This window comes from Aquimarina rhabdastrellae (genome assembly GCA_947387485.1).
Lineage (GTDB): Bacteria > Bacteroidota > Bacteroidia > Flavobacteriales > Flavobacteriaceae > Aquimarina.
In genome coordinates this window covers 11,836-32,038 of sequence record CANDNT010000027.1, presented here as the reverse complement: position 1 = coordinate 32,038, position 20,203 = coordinate 11,836, and the positions used below count along the sequence as shown (strand labels likewise).

At 31.2% G+C, this 20,203-nt stretch carries 20 protein-coding genes; 10 read left to right on the top strand and 10 right to left on the bottom strand.

Features of this window, described 5'->3' with window-relative positions; genetic code table 11:
* Positions 1-237 precede the first annotated feature (237 nt).
* A complete protein-coding gene (locus ACYEKI_RS20520; protein ID WP_459213087.1) occupies positions 238-615 on the bottom strand; it encodes a DoxX family protein in 378 nt (125 codons plus the stop codon).
* 100 nt (positions 616-715) lie between these two features.
* Here ACYEKI_RS20520 and ACYEKI_RS20515 point away from each other — a divergent pair, with 100 nt between their 5' ends.
* The 5 genes from ACYEKI_RS20515 (at position 716) to ACYEKI_RS20495 (ending at position 6,137) form a co-directional block, all read left to right on the top strand.
* The gene (locus tag ACYEKI_RS20515; protein WP_459213086.1) at positions 716-1,111 is read left to right on the top strand and encodes a winged helix-turn-helix transcriptional regulator; all 396 of its coding nucleotides are present in this window, start codon (positions 716-718) and stop codon (positions 1,109-1,111) included.
* Positions 1,112-1,426: 315 nt separating this feature from the next.
* Positions 1,427-2,071 (top strand): CPBP family intramembrane glutamic endopeptidase, encoded by a 645-nt coding sequence (locus tag ACYEKI_RS20510; RefSeq protein ID WP_459213085.1) that lies wholly within the window; start codon positions 1,427-1,429, stop codon positions 2,069-2,071.
* 534 nt (positions 2,072-2,605) lie between these two features.
* Positions 2,606-4,012 (top strand): hypothetical protein, encoded by a 1,407-nt coding sequence (locus ACYEKI_RS20505; RefSeq protein ID WP_459213084.1) that lies wholly within the window; start codon positions 2,606-2,608, stop codon positions 4,010-4,012.
* A 244-nt stretch (positions 4,013-4,256) separates the two neighbouring features.
* A complete protein-coding gene (locus ACYEKI_RS20500; protein ID WP_459213083.1) occupies positions 4,257-5,288 on the top strand; it encodes a dienelactone hydrolase family protein in 1,032 nt (343 codons plus the stop codon).
* An 81-nt stretch (positions 5,289-5,369) separates the two neighbouring features.
* Complete coding sequence (locus ACYEKI_RS20495; protein ID WP_459213082.1) at positions 5,370-6,137, top strand: hypothetical protein; 768 nt, start codon at positions 5,370-5,372, stop codon at positions 6,135-6,137.
* Positions 6,138-6,157: 20 nt separating this feature from the next.
* Here ACYEKI_RS20495 and ACYEKI_RS20490 read toward each other — a convergent pair whose 3' ends face one another.
* Positions 6,158-6,784, bottom strand: a complete 627-nt coding sequence (locus tag ACYEKI_RS20490) for a leucine-rich repeat domain-containing protein (protein ID WP_459213081.1) — start codon at positions 6,782-6,784, stop codon at positions 6,158-6,160.
* 282 nt (positions 6,785-7,066) lie between these two features.
* Between ACYEKI_RS20490 and ACYEKI_RS20485 the strand changes: the two genes are divergently transcribed.
* Positions 7,067-7,360 carry a hypothetical protein gene (locus tag ACYEKI_RS20485; protein ID WP_459213080.1) on the top strand — a complete coding sequence of 98 codons (294 nt, stop codon included), beginning with the start codon at positions 7,067-7,069 and terminating at the stop codon, positions 7,358-7,360.
* A gap of 93 nt (positions 7,361-7,453) precedes the next feature.
* Here the strand turns inward: ACYEKI_RS20485 and ACYEKI_RS20480 are convergent, their stop codons facing one another.
* A complete protein-coding gene (locus ACYEKI_RS20480) occupies positions 7,454-9,142 on the bottom strand; it encodes a T9SS type A sorting domain-containing protein (RefSeq protein WP_459213079.1) in 1,689 nt (562 codons plus the stop codon).
* Between the two features lie 453 nt (positions 9,143-9,595).
* Positions 9,596-10,522: a hydrogen peroxide-inducible genes activator gene (locus ACYEKI_RS20475; protein WP_459213078.1), complete on the bottom strand. Its 927-nt coding sequence runs from the start codon at positions 10,520-10,522 to the stop codon at positions 9,596-9,598.
* 183 nt (positions 10,523-10,705) lie between these two features.
* Between ACYEKI_RS20475 and ACYEKI_RS20470 the strand changes: the two genes are divergently transcribed.
* Both ACYEKI_RS20470 and ACYEKI_RS20465 read left to right on the top strand, forming a co-directional pair.
* Positions 10,706-12,205, top strand: a complete 1,500-nt coding sequence (locus ACYEKI_RS20470) for a catalase (RefSeq protein WP_459213088.1) — start codon at positions 10,706-10,708, stop codon at positions 12,203-12,205.
* A gap of 185 nt (positions 12,206-12,390) precedes the next feature.
* Positions 12,391-12,909: an ankyrin repeat domain-containing protein gene (locus ACYEKI_RS20465; RefSeq protein WP_459213077.1), complete on the top strand. Its 519-nt coding sequence runs from the start codon at positions 12,391-12,393 to the stop codon at positions 12,907-12,909.
* 59 nt (positions 12,910-12,968) lie between these two features.
* On the opposite strand, the gene ACYEKI_RS20460 is transcribed toward ACYEKI_RS20465, so the two are convergent.
* Together ACYEKI_RS20460 and ACYEKI_RS20455 are read right to left on the bottom strand one after the other, a co-directional pair.
* Positions 12,969-14,168, bottom strand: a complete 1,200-nt coding sequence (locus ACYEKI_RS20460) for a pyridoxal phosphate-dependent aminotransferase (protein ID WP_459213076.1) — start codon at positions 14,166-14,168, stop codon at positions 12,969-12,971.
* Between the two features lie 21 nt (positions 14,169-14,189).
* Positions 14,190-15,290 (bottom strand): fatty acid desaturase family protein, encoded by a 1,101-nt coding sequence (locus ACYEKI_RS20455; protein ID WP_459213075.1) that lies wholly within the window; start codon positions 15,288-15,290, stop codon positions 14,190-14,192.
* 136 nt (positions 15,291-15,426) lie between these two features.
* Here ACYEKI_RS20455 and rsmG point away from each other — a divergent pair, with 136 nt between their 5' ends.
* The gene (gene rsmG / locus ACYEKI_RS20450) at positions 15,427-16,056 is read left to right on the top strand and encodes a 16S rRNA (guanine(527)-N(7))-methyltransferase RsmG (RefSeq protein ID WP_459213074.1); all 630 of its coding nucleotides are present in this window, start codon (positions 15,427-15,429) and stop codon (positions 16,054-16,056) included.
* 68 nt (positions 16,057-16,124) lie between these two features.
* On the opposite strand, the gene ACYEKI_RS20445 is transcribed toward rsmG, so the two are convergent.
* Entirely contained in the window at positions 16,125-17,195 is a 1,071-nt protein-coding gene (locus ACYEKI_RS20445; protein WP_459213073.1) for an alkene reductase, read from the bottom strand.
* Between the two features lie 137 nt (positions 17,196-17,332).
* Here ACYEKI_RS20445 and ACYEKI_RS20440 point away from each other — a divergent pair, with 137 nt between their 5' ends.
* A complete protein-coding gene (locus ACYEKI_RS20440) occupies positions 17,333-17,692 on the top strand; it encodes a winged helix-turn-helix transcriptional regulator (RefSeq protein WP_459213072.1) in 360 nt (119 codons plus the stop codon).
* A gap of 13 nt (positions 17,693-17,705) precedes the next feature.
* Here ACYEKI_RS20440 and ACYEKI_RS20435 read toward each other — a convergent pair whose 3' ends face one another.
* The 3 genes from ACYEKI_RS20435 to ACYEKI_RS20425 form a co-directional block, all read right to left on the bottom strand.
* On the bottom strand, positions 17,706-18,473 hold the full coding sequence (locus ACYEKI_RS20435) for a class I SAM-dependent methyltransferase (protein ID WP_459213071.1): 768 nt from the start codon (positions 18,471-18,473) through the stop codon (positions 17,706-17,708).
* A 94-nt stretch (positions 18,474-18,567) separates the two neighbouring features.
* Positions 18,568-19,386, bottom strand: coding sequence for a type I methionyl aminopeptidase (gene map / locus ACYEKI_RS20430; RefSeq protein ID WP_459213070.1), 819 nt, complete (start codon positions 19,384-19,386; stop codon positions 18,568-18,570).
* A 148-nt stretch (positions 19,387-19,534) separates the two neighbouring features.
* On the bottom strand, positions 19,535-20,092 hold the full coding sequence (locus ACYEKI_RS20425) for a TlpA family protein disulfide reductase (RefSeq protein ID WP_459213069.1): 558 nt from the start codon (positions 20,090-20,092) through the stop codon (positions 19,535-19,537).
* Between the last annotated feature and the right edge of the window lie 111 nt (positions 20,093-20,203).

Below are 20,203 nucleotides of genomic sequence, written 5' to 3'. Positions count from 1 at the left end.
CTCGATGACCAGACAAGCTCGATGACCAGACAAGCTCGATGACCAGACAAGCTCGATGACCAGACAAGCTCGATGACGATATCGTTAGTTTACCTATGATATACCCGTAGCCTGAGCCATGTCGAAGGCTACATTAGCCATAACGTCTTTGAGCAAAACCAGAAATCATCATCCCTATCTCTAAAACTAACTGAATTCCTATTGTGATTTGGTATAATAAACTACAAGCAGAAGGTATTAGTTGATTGTATTTGCTTTAGCTTGTAACTTTCTTTTAAAGAAAAAAGAGATAGCTAATAAAACAAGAGGAACAGCAGCTCCAAAAGCTCCTCCATCACCTGCGTTTAAATGCGCAATTATTGCCAATACTAAATCAATAGCGAATCCCAAGTAGGCTAAATTTTTAAGGAGAGTATTATTAATAAATAAAATTGCAATTATTCCCAGTATTTTTGCAAATGCTAAAGGATATATTATCTCAGTTGGAACACCTAAGCTGATAAACATTTCACTTACCATATCAAATTGAATAAAATACATTATAGCTCCCATAAGAATTATCAAACTGAATAAACCAGTTACCACTCTATAAATTATTAAATCTCTATTTTTCATCATTAATTTTATTTGTGTTTTTGCTTGACAAACATAATTAGATTGGTTTATTTTGAAAAGTAACTATATAAAATATATTGATATACAAAAGTATAGTAGTATGAAAAACAAGGAAAAAGGAGACATAAAAATCCCTCTGAAGGAACATTTCGGTAATTTTATTGTTCCTATTCGTGATTCACTAGATGTTTTTAGTGGCAAATGGAAAATACCTATCATAACAGCACTTAACTTTTATGAAACTTGTGGTTTTAAAGAATTGGAAACAATTGTGGAAGGGATTACACCAAAAATGTTGTCTAAAGAATTAAAGTATCTTGAAGAGAATTTGTTGATAACGAGAAAAGTGGAAGATACTCGTCCAATAACTGTATCATACAGTATTACAGAATACGGGAGAACGTGTGAATCTGTGATGAGTGAGCTTTATCGCTGGGGAGTAGAACATAGAAAAAAAGTTTTTAAAATTGAAGGAAAAACTTGGGGTAAATGTTAAGTCACTTGACTAATAATAATTTTATTCATAAAATAAATTAAAAAAGAACATAACAATTGTAGCTAGTTTTCCAAAATTGAATATATGCAGTAGACAAAGGCAAGAAGCAATCACAAGACAGATATAGAACAGGTTAGAATACCATATATGAGATCAGAACAGCTAAGTAATCAATCGAATGGTTGATATATTTTAGATAAGACGAAATGCCTGTTTAATGGAAAAGTTTGTAACCAATGTGTAGAAAATGCAATATAAAAGCTAACATTTTAAGCTGTTATGAGACCTATAGTTCATAGATATACTTAATTAGAGATGAATATATACAAAACAATTCTAAGTGTTATTGCTATAGCTACAATTATTTTTTTGCCACACGCTGAGTTAATTCCATTTTTTGGATACAGTATCCCTATATTAATTTTTACATGGCTCGTTTTAAAATATTCCAATGAGACTTTTTCTAATATAGGCCTTAGTTTTAAGCAATTCAATCCAAAATCTATTTTAATAGGAGGTGCTGTTGCGGCTCTCATATTAGCGTTTATGCAGCTAATCTTTCATCCTGTTTTGGATTTTTTTGTGTCTTTAGAATATAAAGATGCAGGATTAAATGATACTATTCAAGGTGGGAGTTTACAATTCTTTATAATGGTTATTATGGGGTGGCTTATAGGAGGGATTTATGAAGAAATTGTTTTTCATGGATTCATCTTTACACGTTTGGAAAAGATAATTAAAGGAAAGTATTCAACTCATATAAGCTTTATTATAACATCTGTTATTTTTGGTGTGTATCATATTCAGCTCGGTACTTTGGGAGTTATTAATGCGTTAATAGTTGGAACAGGATACCTTGCTCTATTCTTATATTTCAAAAGAAATTTGTGGTATTCAATTATTTGCCATGGCTTTTATAATACACTGGTAATGATATTGATTTATTATGATTACCTATAAGTAAAAAAACTAAAATGTTTTTTTAAGTAAAGAGTGATTAGTTACGAGAGATGAGTTATAAAATTTGTCATCTCGACAAGCTCGATGACCAGACAAGCTCGATGACCAGACAAGCTCGATGACCAGACAAGCTCGATGACCAGACAAGCTCGATGATGATAGTCTTAGCTTACTTATGATCATACCCGTAGCCTGAGCCATGTCGAAGGCTACATTAGCCATAACATCTTTGAGAAAATTAACAATCTATACTCATAGTTTTTATCCCCAATACCGACGATAAAAACCATCACTACATAGGATAAAAATATCCATCTGCCACAACTACTTTTGTAACTATTAAAATAACATATAAAAATAGAGACAGTAAAATCTTACAAGTCTAAAAATAAGCTACGGTCATTTATCGAGTTTTTAAATTTTATAAAGCTTTATACAAGGAGATTAACTAAATTCAAAGACGTGTAAAATAAGCATATAGCATATAAAGGATAAATGTTCTTTATGCTATTATTATAACAAATTAATAGCAAAATGAAACTTTTAAAACTATCTATTCTTTTTTTATTGTTTAGTTTAATAAGTTGTCAAGAAGATATTGAAACTAATGAAATTAAGCAGGATATCTCTTTTTCAAAATCTAGTAGATTAACAAATCAAATTAATTATGAAAATGATAAAGAAATCCTTATACCTACAATATTAAATACTCAATGGAGAGACTTTAATTCTATTATGAATATGTCAGATGAAAATATTAGAAATACTTTAATTGTAGAGTTAAACAATAGAACCAATGAGAATATTTCATATTTACAAACACAATCTAATTTAGAATTATCTGTTTACAGTTTGTTATACACTTTTCTAAAAACTGCATCAATACGTACAGAATCTGAATTAAAGAATATGACTCTTGGAGATTTAAGAAATACTTTAATTATTGAAAATGCCAACAACTTAGGAAATCAAAATATTAGAGGACTTCAAAAATTATCTACAGAAAAACTAGTTCAATTAGGTTATAGTTGGTATTTACCGATTACTTATAACTCATTGATAAACTATAATAATGGGAAAATATCAAAAATTACTACTCCATATAAATTTAAATTAAAAGATGATATGGAAAGAAGTATGGATGTATTAAAGATTGTTAAAACGAATGAATTTTCAAGTAATGCATACAAATATCTAGGAGTTTATCACATACGAACTTCTTTTGATAACTTCAACCTTCAACTAGCGGGTTCAAATGATTTATTCAATTGGAATTTTATTAAAGAAATAGATCAAGATGCTCATCAGGGAGATATAATAAAATGGAATCAAGGATATCTTATCGCATATGAAGAAGATAAACAACAAGGGAAAAATAATATTGCTCTGAGGTATTATGACAGTTATCAAGATTTAATTTTAAATAATAGTTCTTATATAAAAAGTATTAACACATCCCTAGATAGTTTTGGTGTTGAAGGAACACCTGACATAAGAAAGGTTTCTGGAAGCTCACCACAGAATGGAAATATACAAATTGGGTTTCATTATTATGACGGAGATGTAGATAGATTAGCAATGGGAATATTAAAAAATGGAAATTATTGGAAAGCTTGGAAAGATGCTTTGTCTGAATATAATTTAAGAGAAATGAATTTTAAAGGGAATATAGGAAGTAGAAAAGGATTTCGATATAGTAATACAGATTTGACTTTACAAGAAGCTAGATTAATCAAAGGAGATTGGAGTACGTGGAAAATAATGTTGGGGTTAAATGGTTTTTTTACAGAGGTTTTGGTTTCTACACCAGCTAATTCTATATCTTTTGCCAACCCATCAATAATACAAACTGAAAACAATAAATATGTCATTACGCTATTTTTACCTACAGAAGGGAATGATCCTAGTGAAAATAATGGAGGAATGATTTATGAAAAATAGAATATTGAACAAGATAATTACGATTAGTAAATAAGAACTAATAAATATGAAAGGTTAAAGAAATAAGAATAATGGGGTGATTTATATTGTATTGAAGTGATGTTTTAGTCTTTACAAACATGTATTAAAGAAAAAAACCTTAATTAATTTTCTAAAAGATAATAGTCAACTACACATTGTTTTAAACAAGTATTAAAATGCAACATTAGAAAAAATAACCTGTCTCTATAAGAAATAGGTGAAAATGAGATTAATTCTTTCTGTACTACTATGTTTTATTTTGACTGCTCAAGGATTTAGTCAAAAAAAATATTTTGAAAATAAGTTTAAACATTACTCAATAATAAAAAATAAGGATACCATTAATTTTCATACATATGCTAATGGAGACCTTTCTTCAAAAAAAGGAGTTTTGTTATATCTTCATGGATCTGGAAGTGATCCGATGTATCGATTAATTAAACAGGCAGATACCATCAAAACTTCAGAAAATGAAACTCCAGAAATAAAAACATATTTCGTAGTAAATAGGATAATACCTATTGATTTAGAAAGTTTTTCAGAGGATTATTTGTTGGCCGTTATATCCAAAAAAAACATTCCTTTTGAACTATTTGGAAACGATTTTGAAGTTCCAAAATCATTTTATGAAAATGACAATTTAGATTACAGAGTTTGGCAGGCTAATGAAGTTGTAAACTATATAACAGCAAATATTTTAAAAAAGAAGATGATTGTCATGGGACATTCTGAAGGAACAGAGGTCGTTGCCAAATTGGGAACCATCAATGATAAGATTTCAAATATTGGCTATTTTGCGGGTGGAGGTAATGCGCAGTACTATGACTTTGTCCTCGATATTAGAAAATATGTGCAACGTGGAGAAATGACAGAGGAAGAAGCTATAGAAGAAATAGAAAAATTATTTAATGAGGTAAAAGACGTCTATCGTTATCCAAACAGTTTAGATAAAAAGTTTTTGGGGCATTCGTATAAAAAATGGAGTTCATCGGTAGAACCTTCAATAGATAATCTCTTAAAAATTGATATCCCTATTTATGTAGCTCATGGAGCAAAAGATAAAGCTGTACCTATTGAATCAGCATATTTAATTCCGGTTGAATTTATAAGGAAGAAGAAAAATAATTTAACCTTTAAAGTATATCCTAATTTAGACCATTCATTTGGATTGGCTCCATCTTCAGAAAAGGAATACTATGTTGAAAAATGGAATTTGGTTCTAAAGGATTTTTTAGAATGGTGTGAGAAAAATTAATAGATAGAAGTTTTTATATAGATACGAGTTATTCATAATAATGACGGAATGATATTTGATAAGTTGTAGCAAATGGATATTATGAAAAAAATCATTTTTCTTTTACTAATGACTTTTGGTATACAAACTGTATTTGCAGAGTGTACAAGTAGAGGGATGAAATTCTTTCCTTCAAAAAAAGAAATCAGCTTAAATTCGATGTTTATCATTCAAGGTTATGCAGATAGTGAAAAGACCGTTAATAGCTTTAAACATAGAACGGTTTATCTCGAAAGTGAACAGGGGGAATTAATTGAGTTAAAGCTTCAAGAAATTTTAAAAGGTGAAATGCTAATAACACAAGCAATTTTTAATCCAGTTTCGATATTAAAACCTAATACAATTTATTCTCTAAAATATACAGATCAAACTGAAGATGAAATCAAGGAAATGATGAGGTATAATGGAGAAAGAAATGAAAAAGTGTTTTGGAAAACTACAGATAAAACTTCAGTTGATGAACTAAACCCTAACCTTGCTCTTGAATTTGAAAGAACTGAGGTTGAACACTATGGTTGTGGTCCAGAAGCATATGCCATTTTCAAAATAAAAAACAAACCTGAGGCTGAAGTTTGGTACAAAACAGAAGTTATAGAGATGAAGACTCATAAGAAAGTTGTTTACTATATAAAAGAAAGTAATGGAACATTAAACGTAGGGCACGGTATGTGTTCTGGTGCATTTGAATTTAAAAGAAAAGGAAAGTATAAAGTAAGGTTTACAGCAATGAATATAGATGGGAAATCATTGAAAAAGACCGATTGGACAACTTTTGACAGTCCATTTATGAATGATAAAAATCCATTTTAATAGATCAAGATCAGTATCGGTTATGATATAGATCTTTTCCTTAATCTAAGGTTTCTTAGTTGTTTCAGTACTTTATCTTTTAATGATTTATTAGTATTAATAGTAGCGTTTATTTCTGTTATGACTTCTGGAGCTAGATTAGATGGATTGAGCTTTAAACTTGTTAAACTTTTTGGTAGATGATTTTGATCAATGTCTTGTAAATGAAAATTATCTACTAAAGACAACTTTGTTAAAGAGTTAAATTGATGAAATGTAGCTGGTAAATATTGAAGTTTACAATTTTCAATACGTAGTGTTTTAAGCTTTTTTAAACGGATAATTTCAATAGGTATTTGAGTAATATCGTTTCCTCTTAATAATAAATGTTCTAGGTTTTCTAGCTTTAAAATCCATTCGGGAAAAGAGGTATAATTGAAATTCAATATTTCTAATCTTTTTAAGGTATGAAGCTGCCCAATTTCTTCAGGTAGCATATCAAATTTAAAAACTTCAGATTGAATAAAAAGATGTTTTAGTGTGGTGAAATTTAAAAACTGAGAACCACAAGTACTAATTTCATAATCAGTAAACTGTATGGTTAATGATTTAATTGTTCTTGCTTTATGGATAGGAAGGAATAGATTATGAGATGTAGAGGGATTCATAAAAAGTGATTAAGTATTTTTAAAGATGAATAATATCTTTTTAGCTTTTTTGACTTCATGTCAAGGATAGAAGCTAATGATTTTTTACTGTTATAATAAGAACTCTTTTCTAAAATAAAGAGATCAGTTTTTACCTCTAAGAGATGATTTGAAATATAATGAAATATTTTTTCTACAAATAATTTAAGACCTTTAGAAATATAAAAGTAGCGCTATTAGTATTTAAATCAAGGCAAAACTTACAGCCTAAAATAGTAAGGAAATAATCAAAACTTTATTACGATGTCAAATACAGTAACTCAAGCAACAACAATTGTTGGAGGATATACAAAGTATGGTCCTGTTACACCAGAAGCTCAAAAAATATTTAACGAAGTATTCCCTGATGGATTACATGGTAATCTTATATATGAACCATATGAAGTAGCAACACAGGTGGTAGCCGGAATCAATTATAAATACAAATGCTCTGTACAACCCAAAAATCCTGACAATCCAATAATGTGGGAAGCTACAGTAGTGATACATCAACCATTAGAAGGTGAGCCAGTATTGATGAGTATTAATCCTATATAAATTACTTTTTAAAATAGTTGTAGTATAAAAGCCTATATTTCGTTTTAAGAAATATAGGCTTTTTGTTGATAAAGAATAGTCAATAAAAATTGATTATTCTATGATAAGTTGTTTATGAACAGTTTCTTTATCTTGAATAATTTTAACCAAATAAATTCCTGCAGGTAAATTAGCAATATTAATATTTTGAACTTGTTGTGTACTCAATGCTAATTTGCCAGTAAGTAAATGATGAATGCTTACCTGGATAGAAGAACTCTTTTGTTTATTGGTTTGAATTGAGATGTTATGTTTAGCTGGATTAGGGAAAATACTAGCCGTTAAACTTTCTTTAGTTTCTTGTATAGCTGCTGTAGCACGATTAGCAGAACAACCACTATTAATTCCTGCTTTTTTATAATTAGCAGCAACCATATCTGCTAATCCTTTTATTAATAAACCACCATAATTATTATCATCTATAGGAGCTACATCCTCTTCGGCAGTGTAATAACGCATCATAATTTCATATACATCATCTCCTATGCTACCACTTACATTATCATATAAGTATAATTCAGTAAAAAGCTTAGCTCTTGATTGCATAGCAGATTGAGGGAAATTACTAGCATTATAGTATCCATAACAAGAACCATCAACAGTACAGCTAAAAGTAGTTTTGTTGGCATAGGTTAATGGAGGATATTCGTCATAATTAAATACTAAGCGCGAGAACATATTTTTAAATCTTACCATTTGATAATCTTCAAAATAACGACCACCAGTAATTCGTGGGTAAAAATGATCAAAATGTTGATTAAATAAAATAGGGAACATGATATCCCAGCCACCATGACCTAAATCTTCTTTATGCTCTTTTTTTCTTTCCCAGCTAGAATTATTTTGCCACCACTTTTTTTGTTGTTGCCAACCATCATGATACCAATAATAAGCATTATGAGTGCCGTTATAACTTAGTATACCATTACGAGTAGTAAGATAAGCTCTAGCCATTTCTACTGCTTTTACTCCATAATCTAAGCGATTATAATTGGCTAAATACATATAAATTAAAGCACTTCCATAAGGAGCTTGATAATTTAATTCACTTATGCTTTTACTAGTAGAACTTTGACTATTTGTACAATAGTCCCATACTTTACTAGGTCTACACATGCACTCGTCATTAGCTCTCCAGTGCCTAGAAAGCAAATAATCCATAACTTCTTTATTACTTTGATTAACCCAATCGGCAAACTTTCCGATTGTATTATGACCTCCAAAATTATGAGGATTAACTATAGCTTGATTGTATAAAGTAGCATGTCTATCATATACAATATGGACGAATTTTGATAATGGAAGTAAGATACGACCATGCCAAGGCACTTGATCTTTAAACCAATATGGTAAAGTAGAATAGCCTACTTTATCAGCTCTTGCATTCATGATTTTTGTAGCATGTGACATAAATTCTAGCAAATAATCTTGATCACAAGTAGCTTCATACATTACTAATAATGCAATAAGAGAACCAGATCGAGAACTTCCTAAAACATTTTGATGAGCTAAAGATACACTAGAGTTACTACTATATAATCCCTGAGCATTCCATATGTATTTTGATGGATCATCATATAAATGACGATAAACCAAGTCAAAGCGTTCTTTTATTTTCAGATCACCAAATTGAGGAGTACCATCATGACCATCAGGTTGAGGTCCTCTTGTTGTATTTTCAATATGTTGTGCGTTGATAGATAGGGATATAAGTATCCCTATAAAAAGAAATATATTTTTCATTTTATTTAGAATAATATAAGGGTTGATTTTTTAGATGATTGTTGCGAGAAAATAACCCAATAGAATAATTATTGCATTATTTTAAGAACTGTTTTAAATGAATTAAAAATGGAAACAGTTAAGGAAAGAATTGTATTGAAGTTTTCATTGAAAGATTGATTTTTAAGATTTACATGATTTGCTGGTTCGTTTTGAGTAAGAGAGCAAACGAATACATAGCTCCCAGTATAACACATAGAAGATAGTGTATATACTAATGCTATAAAAGATTAGAACATAGTCATTGTGTTGTGTGTTAGGTTACTTGTAGTTAATGACAATATAATTCTATCTTTTGAGAAAAATAAGTGAAGCTTAAAAAAACGAGGTATTGTAGTAAGGAGTCTATGTGTATGCAGTAAATCTAGGGAAAAACCATTCTTTCTAGATTTACTACATATTAGAAATATTAAATTACCTCCATTTTACTCTACGGTATTGAGGGATTTTTTTAAAACTATCAGGTATGGTATTAAGTATAGCAGTATGTAAATGCTCTATTAAGGCTTCTTTGGTGAAACTATTATGTACGGCGATACTTACTTCTCGAGTAGGTTGAGGTACATCAAAACGTTTAAGGTAATCTTCGTCAAGCGGTTGTACTGATAATTCTGGAACAAGGGTATAACTCACCCCTTGTTTAACTAATTGTTTTAAAGCTTCGATAGAACCACTTTCGTAATTAAATCCTAGATTAGAGTGATGATGTTCTTCATTACAAATGGCTAGTGTTTGTTCTCTAAAACAATGTCCTTTATCCAGTAACAATACTTCTTTGGGGTCAAGTAGTTCAGGAGTGATATGTTGAAACTGCATCAATTGATGCTCCTTAGGAGCAAAAAGTAGAAAAGGCTCTTGAAATAATGGAACTTCTCTAATATGTTTTTCAACAAGAGGTGTTACCAAAATGCCAATATCTAATATACCATTATGTAATCGACGTATAATCTCTTCGGTTTGTAATTCTAATATATTGAGATGAGTATTAGGATGTTCTTTTACAAATGACTTTAAAAATAAAGGTAAAAGATATGGTGCTAGTGTAGGGATAATACCTATGGTGAAATTACCTTCTAGCGATTCTTTTTCTGTAGAAACAAATTCTTTAAGTTGATTAACCTCACGTAGTATTTGTCTCGCTTTTAATAAGATTTGTTGTCCTTTTACAGTGGGGCGTAAAGGTTTTTTATTTCGTTCAAAAATCTTAATCCCAATCTCTTCTTCAAGCTTTTTGATTTGCATAGTAAGATTAGGTTGAGAAACAAAACATTTTTCGGCTGCAGTTACATAATGACGGTAATTATCAAGTGCAATAATGTATTCGAGTTGTTGGAGTGTCATGTATTATAAGTTTTGATTATACGAAGCTATGTATTATTGATTTGAATGATTAGTCGTAGTAACTGAAATTTGCAATAGCATGATAGAAGAAAATTATACGATGACTGTAGAAGCATCACTAGACATAATAAAAAATTGACATAAATCAAATTAATAGAAGCTATGAAAAAGAAAATTAAGTTAATGTTAACCGCTTGTCTCGTCTCGGGAGCTGCTATGATGCATGGCCAAACAGTCATGACGACTAATGGAGGAGCTCCTGTGGGTGACAATCAAAATTCGAAAACTGTAGGAGAATACGGTTCGGTATTACTAGAAGATATTCATTTGATAGAAAAGTTAGCAGCTTTTGATCGCGAACGTATTCCAGAAAGGGTAGTACATGCTAGAGGAGCAGGGGCATTTGGATATTTTGAAACTACAGCAGATATGTCTAAATATACTAGAGCTACATTATTTTCAAAAAAAGGAAAGAAGACAGATTTGGCAGTACGTTTTTCTACAGTAATTCATGGAAAAGGATCTCCAGAAACAGCAAGAGATCCTAGAGGTTTTGCAGTAAAATTTTATACAGAAGAGGGGAATTATGATATCGTAGGAAATAATCTTCCGGTATTCTTTATTAGAGATGCGATCAAGTTTCCAGATATGGTACATTCGTTAAAACCTTCGCCAGAAACAAATAAGCAAGATCCTAATCGTTTCTTTGATTTCTTTTCGCACATTCCAGAAGCTACACATATGTTAACACGTGTATATTCTGATTATGGAATCCCTCAAGGGTACCAATATATGAATGGAAGTAGTGTACATGGATTTAAATGGGTTAATGCAAAAGGAGAAGTTACTTATGTAAAATATACATGGGTAAGCAAGCAAGGAGAAAAAAATCTTACCGCAGCTCAAGCCCAAGAACAACAAGGTAAAGATTGGCAACACGCTACAGTTTCTTTACGTAAAGATATTGCTAATAAGCAATACCCACAATGGGATTTATATGTACAAATGATTTCGCCAGATAAAATGCACTCGTTTGATTTTTGGCCATTAGATGCTACTAAGGATTGGCCAGAGAAATTGATTCCGAAAGTAAAAATTGGAACGATGACTTTAAATAGAAACCCAGTAAACTATTTTGAAGAAGTAGAGAGTATAGCCTTTTCTCCTGGATCTTTGGTACCAGGTGTAGAACCATCTGAAGACAAATTATTGCAAGGTAGACTATTCTCTTATTTTGATACACAACGTCATAGAGTAGGACCTAATTTTCAACAAATCCGTGTAAATCAACCTAAAAAACAACCGGTAAATTATAATTCTGATAGTTGGAATAGTAGTAGAAATAGCGCTTTTGATAATCCAGATGTAAATTATCAACCTAGTAGTAAAAGTAAAGTGACAGATAAGGCGACATATAAGTTGAGTGAAACTAAGCTTAAAAATGTAACGATTACTCAAAAGAAAATAACTAAGACAAATGATTTTGCTCAAGCAGGTGATTTTTATAGAAGCCTTTCTAAACAAGATCAAGATAACCTTGTTAGTAACTTGGTAGGAGATTTAGGACAGGTAACCGATAAGAATATCCAAAAGAAAATGATTTCTTATTTCTATAGAGCTGATAGCGATTTTGGTAAACGAATTGCCAAGGCTTTGAAGTTTTCTATGAAAGATTTTAGATAATAACAATAAACTGAGTTTGACACTGGCTGCGATTTCAAAAGAAGAATTAAGAAGAGCAAGATCATTTGAGTATGTAAAATTACAATCGAGTAGTACTGCAATGTTTATACCCACAATACCCAATGCAAACCTAGGAAAGCTCGATTAAATGGTAAGTCAGACTCAGTTTTATAATTTGAATGATGATGAAAAAAATCTTGATACTATTTTTTTTGATAGGTTTTATAAACTTGTCACAGGCACAAGATGTTTTTGATAGTGCTCGTAACGGAGATATCAAGAATATGAAAGTCTTAATAAAAAAAGATAAACGCTTAATTAATGCACAAGATCATAAAGGATTTACACCATTGATTTTGGCGAGTTATAATGATCAAATTGATATGGTGAAGTATTTGATTACAAATGGAGCTGATCCAGAAATAGCAGATACTTCGGGTAATACAGCATTGATGGGAGTAGCTTTTAAAGGGAATAATGTTATTGCAGATATATTATTGAAGTATGGTGCTAATCCTAATACGACCAATTATAATGGAGCTACAGCTTTAATCTTTGCGAGTACATTTGGACAAAAAGAATTAGTAAAGATATTGTTGACTCATAAGGCAGATCCTAATATTAAAGATAATAGAGGTAATACAGCATATGATCATGCTAAAATGCAAGGCAATGATGAAATGGTTGCGTTATTTGATTTTTAGAAAGAAAGAGCTTGCATTTGCAAGCTCTTTTATATGATATTAATATATCGAATCAAATATTATTCGGTTATAGCATTTTTTATACGTTGCAAAGCTTCTTTAATTTGTTCTTCGCTTGCTGCATAAGAAATACGGATACATGATGGATTACCAAAAGCATCTCCTGTAACAGTAGCAACTAGAGCTTCTTCTAATAAAAACATAGAAAAATCAGTAGCATTGTTAATGGTATGTCCTTTGATAGTTTTTCCAAAATAATGAGAAATATCAGGGAATACATAAAAAGCACCTTCTGGTTCATTACAATTAAATCCTTCAATACTGTTTAATAAATCCAAGATCAGAGTGCGTCTGTTCTTAAATTCATCTATCATGTATTTAATATTACTCACAGGAGCTTCTAATGCAGTAATTACAGCACGTTGTGCAATACAGTTGGCTCCACTAGTCACTTGACCTTGTATCTTATTACAAGCTCTAGCGATATAAGTAGGCGCTCCGATATATCCTATACGCCATCCAGTCATGGCAAAAGCTTTGGCTACACCATTAACTGTAACAGTACGTTCAAACATGTCATCAAATTGTGCCATTGAAGCGTGAGTTCCTTCTCCTAAATAATTAATGTGCTCATAGATTTCGTCACTAACAACAACTATGTTAGGATATTTTTGAAGTACATCTGCAAGAGCTCTTAATTCTTCTTTGCTATAAATAGAACCACTAGGATTACATGGAGAACTATACCATAACATTTTAGTTTTTGGAGTGATTGCAGCTTCAAGTTGAGCGGGAGTCATTTTAAAATCATTTTCGATAGAAGTTGTCACTTCTACAGGTACTCCTCCAGCTAGTTTAATGATGTCACTATAACTCACCCAGTAAGGACAAGGAAGAATCACTTCATCTTCAGGATTGATCATCACTTGTGCTACATTGTATAATGCTTGTTTTGCTCCAGTAGATACAACGATCTGAGAAGGATCATACGATAAATTATTATCACGTTTAAACTTGGTGATAATAGCGTTTTTTAATTCTGCATATCCATCAACAGGAGTATAAGAATTATAGTTTTCGTTAATCGCATTGATAGCAGCATCCTTGATAAAATCTGGAGTGTTAAAATCTGGTTCTCCAAGACTAAGACCGATAATGTCTTTACCTTCGGCTCTTAGTTCTCTGGCTTTTGCAGCCATAGCTAATGTAGCAGATGTTGCTAATTTGTTAATTCTGTCAGATAATTGCGTATTAGTCATCTTAAAAAAGTAATAAATAAATTAAGATTGTAAAGCTGGTTTCATTCCCATTTCTTTTAAATGTTTGAAATGAGCAATAATAGCTTTACGAGTGGTTTTGTATTCTTTATACGGTAAATTAAACTCACTAGCAGTTTGTTTAACGATTTTAGAAATCTTAGTATAGTGAATATGGCTTATATTAGGAAAAATATGATGCTCTACTTGATGATTTAAACCACCTGTAAACCAATTAAGAATTCGGTTTTTTGTAGAGAAATTCACTGTAGTAAACAATTGATGAATTGCCCAAGTGTTTTTCATATTTCCAGATTCGTCTGGTAATGGCATTTCAGTTTCTTCAACAACATGAGCTAATTGAAAAATAACACTCAAAATTAATCCTGCAACATAGTGCATGACAAAGAATCCTATTAATATTTTCCACCATGAAATAGAAAGAATTAACATAGGGACAATGATCCAAATTAATAAATAAATCATTTTAGAAATCACCAAAGAGCTCCATTGTTTTACAGGACTAGGTAGTTTACCATAGGCAAGTTTACGTGCCAAATAGCGTTTTGTTTGCTTAAAATCGGTAGTTAATGCCCAGTTAAAAGTAAGTAAACCATATAAAAAGATAGAGTAATAATGTTGAAATCTATGAAAACGATGCCATTTTGCATGTTTTGTAAAACGAATAATTCTACCTGCGTCTAAATCCTCATCATGACCGTGTATATTTGTATAAGTATGATGTAGTACATTGTGTTGTACTTGCCAATTATAAACATTACCAGCAAGGATATAGATACTATTTCCCATTAATTTATTAACCCATTTCTTTGATGAGTATGATCCGTGATTACCATCATGCATTACGTTCATACCTACTCCAGCCATACCTACTCCCATAATAGCAGTAAGTAATAACATCCACCATTGAGAAATATCTAGAGTAAGAATTAAAAAATAAGGGGTAAGGAACATAGAAAACATTATGGCAGTTTTTAAATGTAATTGCCAGTTTCCAGTTCTTTTTATATTATTCTCTTTGAAATATTGATTAACACGTTTGTTTAATGTTCTAAAAAACTTTGTAGAATCCACTCTACTAAATCGTACTTGGGGCGACGTCATATATTATAATTTAAATCAAAAAGAGGTTTTAATAAAAAACTCTGGTAAAGGTACTTATTTAAAATTTTCTATTGCTTTTAAAAAAGATAAAAAAGTGAAAGATTAACATTGTACTTTTGTAATCTAAATTTGATACATGGATATTCTTTTAAAATATTTTCCTGAACTTACAGAGGAACAAAAAGAAAAGTTTGAAGCCTTAAAGGCATTATATACAGATTGGAATGCAAAGATTAATGTGATTTCACGTAAAGATATTGAAGCATTGTATGAGCGACATGTATTGCATTCTTTAGGAATAGCAAAAGTACAATCATTTTTACCAGGTAGTAAGGTGATGGATGTAGGGACTGGTGGAGGTTTCCCTGGGATTCCTTTAGCAATTCTATTTCCAGAGACAGATTTTTATTTGGTTGATGTTATCGCAAAGAAGATACGTGTGGTTAATGAAGTAGCTACAGCCTTAAAACTGAAAAATTTAAAAGCAGAACAAAGAAGGGCAGGAACATTTGAAGAACGTTTTGATTTTATCGTAAGTCGTGCAGTTACCAATATGCCTGATTTTGTAAAATGGGTAAGAAAGAATGTGACAAAAAAATCACAACATGAATTATCAAATGGAATCTTATACCTTAAGGGGGGAGATTTAACAGAAGAATTAGCTCAATTTCCTAAAGCTACACAATACGATTTATCAGATTTCTTTGAAGAAGAATTTTATGAAACAAAAAAAGTGGTGCATTTACCACTTAAATATAAATTATAAAAGATAAAAAGAGTTCTAAGAAATTAACCTTAGAACTCTTTTTTTATAATTACATTTTTTGATAAAAATTAAAATAAGGCATAATCTGTATATCCAAGTACTCCAGGAGTATAGAAAGTATCCATATTAGGAGGCGTTAATTCACGCTCTTGTTTTAATTTTTCTACAAGGTTAGGATTAGAAATATAAGGACGACCTATATATACCAGATCATTTCCTTTGTTGAGGTAATCTTGAGCTTGTTGAGCAGATGTTACACCTCCACCTGAAATAATAGTTCCTTTAAAAATATTGCGTAGACGCGCTAAAACATCTGTAGAAAAATCTGGAGCACCCATAGGTCTATGATCTACTATATGTAAATATGCAATTTGTAGTTTATTAAGTTCCTCTGCAAAATAACTATACATAGCTACCAAATCTTCGTATTCATGTGCCATGCTATTAAATGCTCCATGCGGAGAAATACGAACTCCTATTTTATTCGCCCCGATTGCTTCGACAGTTTGCTGCACTGTTTCTAGAACAAAGCGAACACGGTTTTTATAATCCCCACCATAGTCATCTGTACGTTGATTAGTAACTGGATTCAAGAATTGGTCTAATAAATATCCATTGGCACTGTGTAATTCGATACCGTCAACACCAGCTTTAATTAATTTTGCAGCAGCTTGAACAAAATCATTTTGTGTTGTCTTAATATCCTCGATAGACATTGCTTCAGGAATATCATAAGGAGCCATACCTTGATCAGTATATATCTCACCCTCTAATTGTACGCTAGAAGGTGCGATAGTTCTGGCACCTTCTGGTTGATTTACTTTAGCAGAGGATCTTCCGCAATGCATTAATTGAACAAAAAGTTTACTTTCTTTTGCATGAATAGCTGAGGCAATTTTTTCCCAACCTTGAATTTGAGCTTCAGTATAAGCACCTGGGATTCTAGCATATCCAGTACCGTTGATCGAAGGAGAAACTCCTTCAGAAATAATCAACCCAGCATCTGATCGTTGTTCATAATAAGTTACCATTAAATCATTAGGGATATTATCTATAGCTCTACTACGCGTCATAGGAGCCATAACAATTTTATTTTTTAATGTAAGATTTCCTAAAGTGTAAGGTTCAAATACAGTCATTATTTTTCTTTTTTATTTTGTGGTTTATAAAAGTAACTAATAATAGTTTTTTAAAGAAACAATTGTATTTTTGTACGAATAAAAAGTGGTAACCTCTACGTAACTAATATGTAGATTTAACTAAAATTTAATAATTCATGGGAAGAAAATTAATCGAAAATCCAAATCATTGTCCAATGGTTCATGCAATGAATATTATTGGTAATAAATGGACTCCTATAATTATATATATATTGGGCGAAAGAAAATTAAGATTTGGGCAACTGGTAAGTTATATCGGAAATATTAGTAGAAAGGTATTGACAGAACAGTTGAAAGATCTTGAACAAAGTGGTGTTATACAAAGAGAATCTTTTGCAGAGATTCCGCCGCGAGTAGAGTATTCTTTAACAGAAAGAGGAAAAGAATTGCTTCCTATTTTACAACAAATTTGTACTTGGGGAAGAGGTATAACCTTATCTAATGGGCAAACTTGTGAGTTGAATGAATCAAAATAAGTTGATAGAAAAATTAAGGTTTATAACATACAGGAAGGATTTCGCCCTGAGCTAAACCAAATCGCTTTACATCTTCATTAGAAAGTAATTGTGTATAATCTATTTCGTCAACTTTGAAACCTATGTTACGTAATTTATTAAAATAATCGCGTCCATAGATACGTACGTGATCATACTGTCCAAAAATACGAGCTCGTTCTTTAGGATCTGTTATACTATCATCTTCAAAAGTAGTTTCTCTATCTAATTCTTGAGGAATCTGCAAAATAGCCATTCCACCCGGTTTAAGTACTCGTAGGAGTTCTTGCATAGCTTTTGTGTCATCTGGTATATGTTCTAATACATGATTACAAAAGATAATATCATAGGTATTATCTTCAAATGGCAAATCACATATATCAGCTTTAACATCGGCTAAAGGCGAATGGAGATCTGTGGTTGTATATTCTAAATGTTTTAAAGCTTTAAATCGTTTATAAAAAGCTTGCTCTGGAGCAAAGTGTAATACTTTTGATGGTTTTGTGAAAAAATCTGTTTGATCTTTAAGATATAACCATAATAAACGATGACGTTCTAGAGATAGGGTAGACGGTGAGAGTACATTATCTCTAGGGTTTTCATAACCATAGGGTAAAAACTTAGCAAAACTTTTATTATCAATAGGATCTGTAAAACGATCACCTTTTAAAGATAAAGCAATGATAGGTCGAGCGATATAACTCATACGAATCAATAGCGGTCTTGGGATCGTGTTTAAAACAAATTTGAAAAGTTTTTTCATGAGGTTATCAAAACAATTAAGGTCTTTTAAATATTAACGGACACCAATGAATACTTAGTGTCCGTTATCTATTACTAAGTATTTTTTAGATCAATTATACTACCAATAATTCTTGTCTAAAAGCATCTTCTTCATCTGTCTCTATTCCTAATGCTTTATGAACATATTTAAAAGTAGATAAGATTTCTGGCTTACCATCAACAATAGCAACATCATGCTCAAAGTGTGCACTTGGTTTTCCATCTTTTGTAGTAATTGTCCATCCATCTCTATGTTGTTTGATGCGATGAGTCCCCATATTAGTCATAGGCTCAATAGCAACAACCATACCTTCTATAAACTTTTTTCCTTTTCCTCTACGACCATAATTAGGCATTTCTGGATCTTCATGCATAGTACGACCTAATCCATGACCTACTAATTCACGTACAACACCATAACCGGCATCTTCTGTGAATTTTTGAATAGCATAACCTACATCACCTACACGGTTGTTTGCTTTAAACTCGGCTATACCTACATAAAGCGAAGCTCTAGTGACATCTAATAAACGTCTAACTTCTGAGCTAACTTCCCCTACAGGAAATGTATATGCATGATCTCCATAAAAATCATTTTTAATAGCACCACAGTCGATAGAAATAATATCTCCTTCTTTTAAAGGAGTATTATTAGGTATACCATGAACTACTTGTTCATTAGGACTCATACAAAGGGTATTAGGAAAATCATATAATCCTAAAAAACCTGGAATAGCACCGTGATCTCGTATAAACTCTTCAGCTAATTTATCTAATTGTAATGAAGTAACTCCTGGTTTTACTTCTGAAGCAAGCATTCCTAAAGTTTTGGATACAATTAGTGCGCTTTCTCGCATTAATTCAATTTCTTCACGTGTCTTGGTTATGATCATAGGTGATATTAATATTTGATGTCTTTATGTTTAAGGAACAAATTTACAAAGATTATACTATTCTGTACGGTGACATTCAATAGAAACATATACTTATTATAGCTTTTTTATGTTTTTACATCACGATAAGTACATTAGGAAAATAATTTTAGTTCTCATATGAGTGTTTATATCCAGCACCAGATAAAATAGCTAGCATATCTTTTTCTAAAGAAGTTCTAGGATATTCTACATAGCGTCCTAATTCTTTTCCTTCTTTATAGAAAATAAAGGTAGGCACACGAATAATATCCATATTTTTTTCTAAACCGCCTGGAGTAGTTTTATTGCGACTTACTGTAATAAGTTGAAAATCATCATAATTAAAATCGGCAGCATCTAGAATTTTATAAAAAGTAGGAGTTTCTCGTTTGCTATCACCACACCAAGTTCCCATAAAAGCTTTAATTGTAACTCCTTCTAGAAGTGGTTTGATTTCTGCAACAGTTTTGGTATCAACCTTATAATTTTTGAAGTTTTTGTTAAACCAAGATCCAAAAGGTTGTTGTTCTAGAGCGGCTCTATCTTGTTTACCTACAAGCATGCCACTAGGAGTTTTTTGTTTTGTTTGTTGAATGTTTTCTTCATGCGAAGAGGCTGTTGCTGTAGTAGTACTTTTACATGCGATTAAAGATACAATCAGCCCTAAATAAATAAATAATTTCATCATTGTTGTTTTTGTAATGCTTTAAATATATTACAAATCAAGAATATACCTGTAAGAATTAAATAGAGTTTAACAACTTGACAGGGATAAAGAATATCCTGTAATCACAAG

Bases quoted from the DNA above. Each gene is read 5' to 3' on its own strand.
- ACYEKI_RS20465 (WP_459213077.1), top strand. From the start codon at position 12,391: ATGAAAAAAATCTTGATACTATTTTTTTTGATAGGTTTTATAAACTTG.
- ACYEKI_RS20520 (WP_459213087.1), bottom strand. From the start codon at position 615: ATGAAAAATAGAGATTTAATAATTTATAGAGTGGTAACTGGTTTATTC.
- ACYEKI_RS20505 (WP_459213084.1), top strand. From the start codon at position 2,606: ATGAAACTTTTAAAACTATCTATTCTTTTTTTATTGTTTAGTTTAATA.
- ACYEKI_RS20495 (WP_459213082.1), top strand. From the start codon at position 5,370: ATGAAAAAAATCATTTTTCTTTTACTAATGACTTTTGGTATACAAACT.
- ACYEKI_RS20455 (WP_459213075.1), bottom strand. From the start codon at position 15,290: ATGACGTCGCCCCAAGTACGATTTAGTAGAGTGGATTCTACAAAGTTT.
- ACYEKI_RS20490 (WP_459213081.1), bottom strand. From the start codon at position 6,784: ATGAATCCCTCTACATCTCATAATCTATTCCTTCCTATCCATAAAGCA.
- rsmG (WP_459213074.1), top strand. From the start codon at position 15,427: ATGGATATTCTTTTAAAATATTTTCCTGAACTTACAGAGGAACAAAAA.
- ACYEKI_RS20440 (WP_459213072.1), top strand. From the start codon at position 17,333: ATGGGAAGAAAATTAATCGAAAATCCAAATCATTGTCCAATGGTTCAT.
- ACYEKI_RS20485 (WP_459213080.1), top strand. From the start codon at position 7,067: ATGTCAAATACAGTAACTCAAGCAACAACAATTGTTGGAGGATATACA.
- ACYEKI_RS20460 (WP_459213076.1), bottom strand. From the start codon at position 14,168: ATGACTAATACGCAATTATCTGACAGAATTAACAAATTAGCAACATCT.
- ACYEKI_RS20500 (WP_459213083.1), top strand. From the start codon at position 4,257: ATGAGATTAATTCTTTCTGTACTACTATGTTTTATTTTGACTGCTCAA.
- ACYEKI_RS20470 (WP_459213088.1), top strand. From the start codon at position 10,706: ATGTTAACCGCTTGTCTCGTCTCGGGAGCTGCTATGATGCATGGCCAA.
- ACYEKI_RS20480 (WP_459213079.1), bottom strand. From the start codon at position 9,142: ATGAAAAATATATTTCTTTTTATAGGGATACTTATATCCCTATCTATC.
- ACYEKI_RS20425 (WP_459213069.1), bottom strand. From the start codon at position 20,092: ATGAAATTATTTATTTATTTAGGGCTGATTGTATCTTTAATCGCATGT.
- ACYEKI_RS20435 (WP_459213071.1), bottom strand. From the start codon at position 18,473: ATGAAAAAACTTTTCAAATTTGTTTTAAACACGATCCCAAGACCGCTA.
- ACYEKI_RS20475 (WP_459213078.1), bottom strand. From the start codon at position 10,522: ATGACACTCCAACAACTCGAATACATTATTGCACTTGATAATTACCGT.
- ACYEKI_RS20515 (WP_459213086.1), top strand. From the start codon at position 716: ATGAAAAACAAGGAAAAAGGAGACATAAAAATCCCTCTGAAGGAACAT.
- map (WP_459213070.1), bottom strand. From the start codon at position 19,386: ATGATCATAACCAAGACACGTGAAGAAATTGAATTAATGCGAGAAAGC.
- ACYEKI_RS20510 (WP_459213085.1), top strand. From the start codon at position 1,427: ATGAATATATACAAAACAATTCTAAGTGTTATTGCTATAGCTACAATT.
- ACYEKI_RS20445 (WP_459213073.1), bottom strand. From the start codon at position 17,195: ATGACTGTATTTGAACCTTACACTTTAGGAAATCTTACATTAAAAAAT.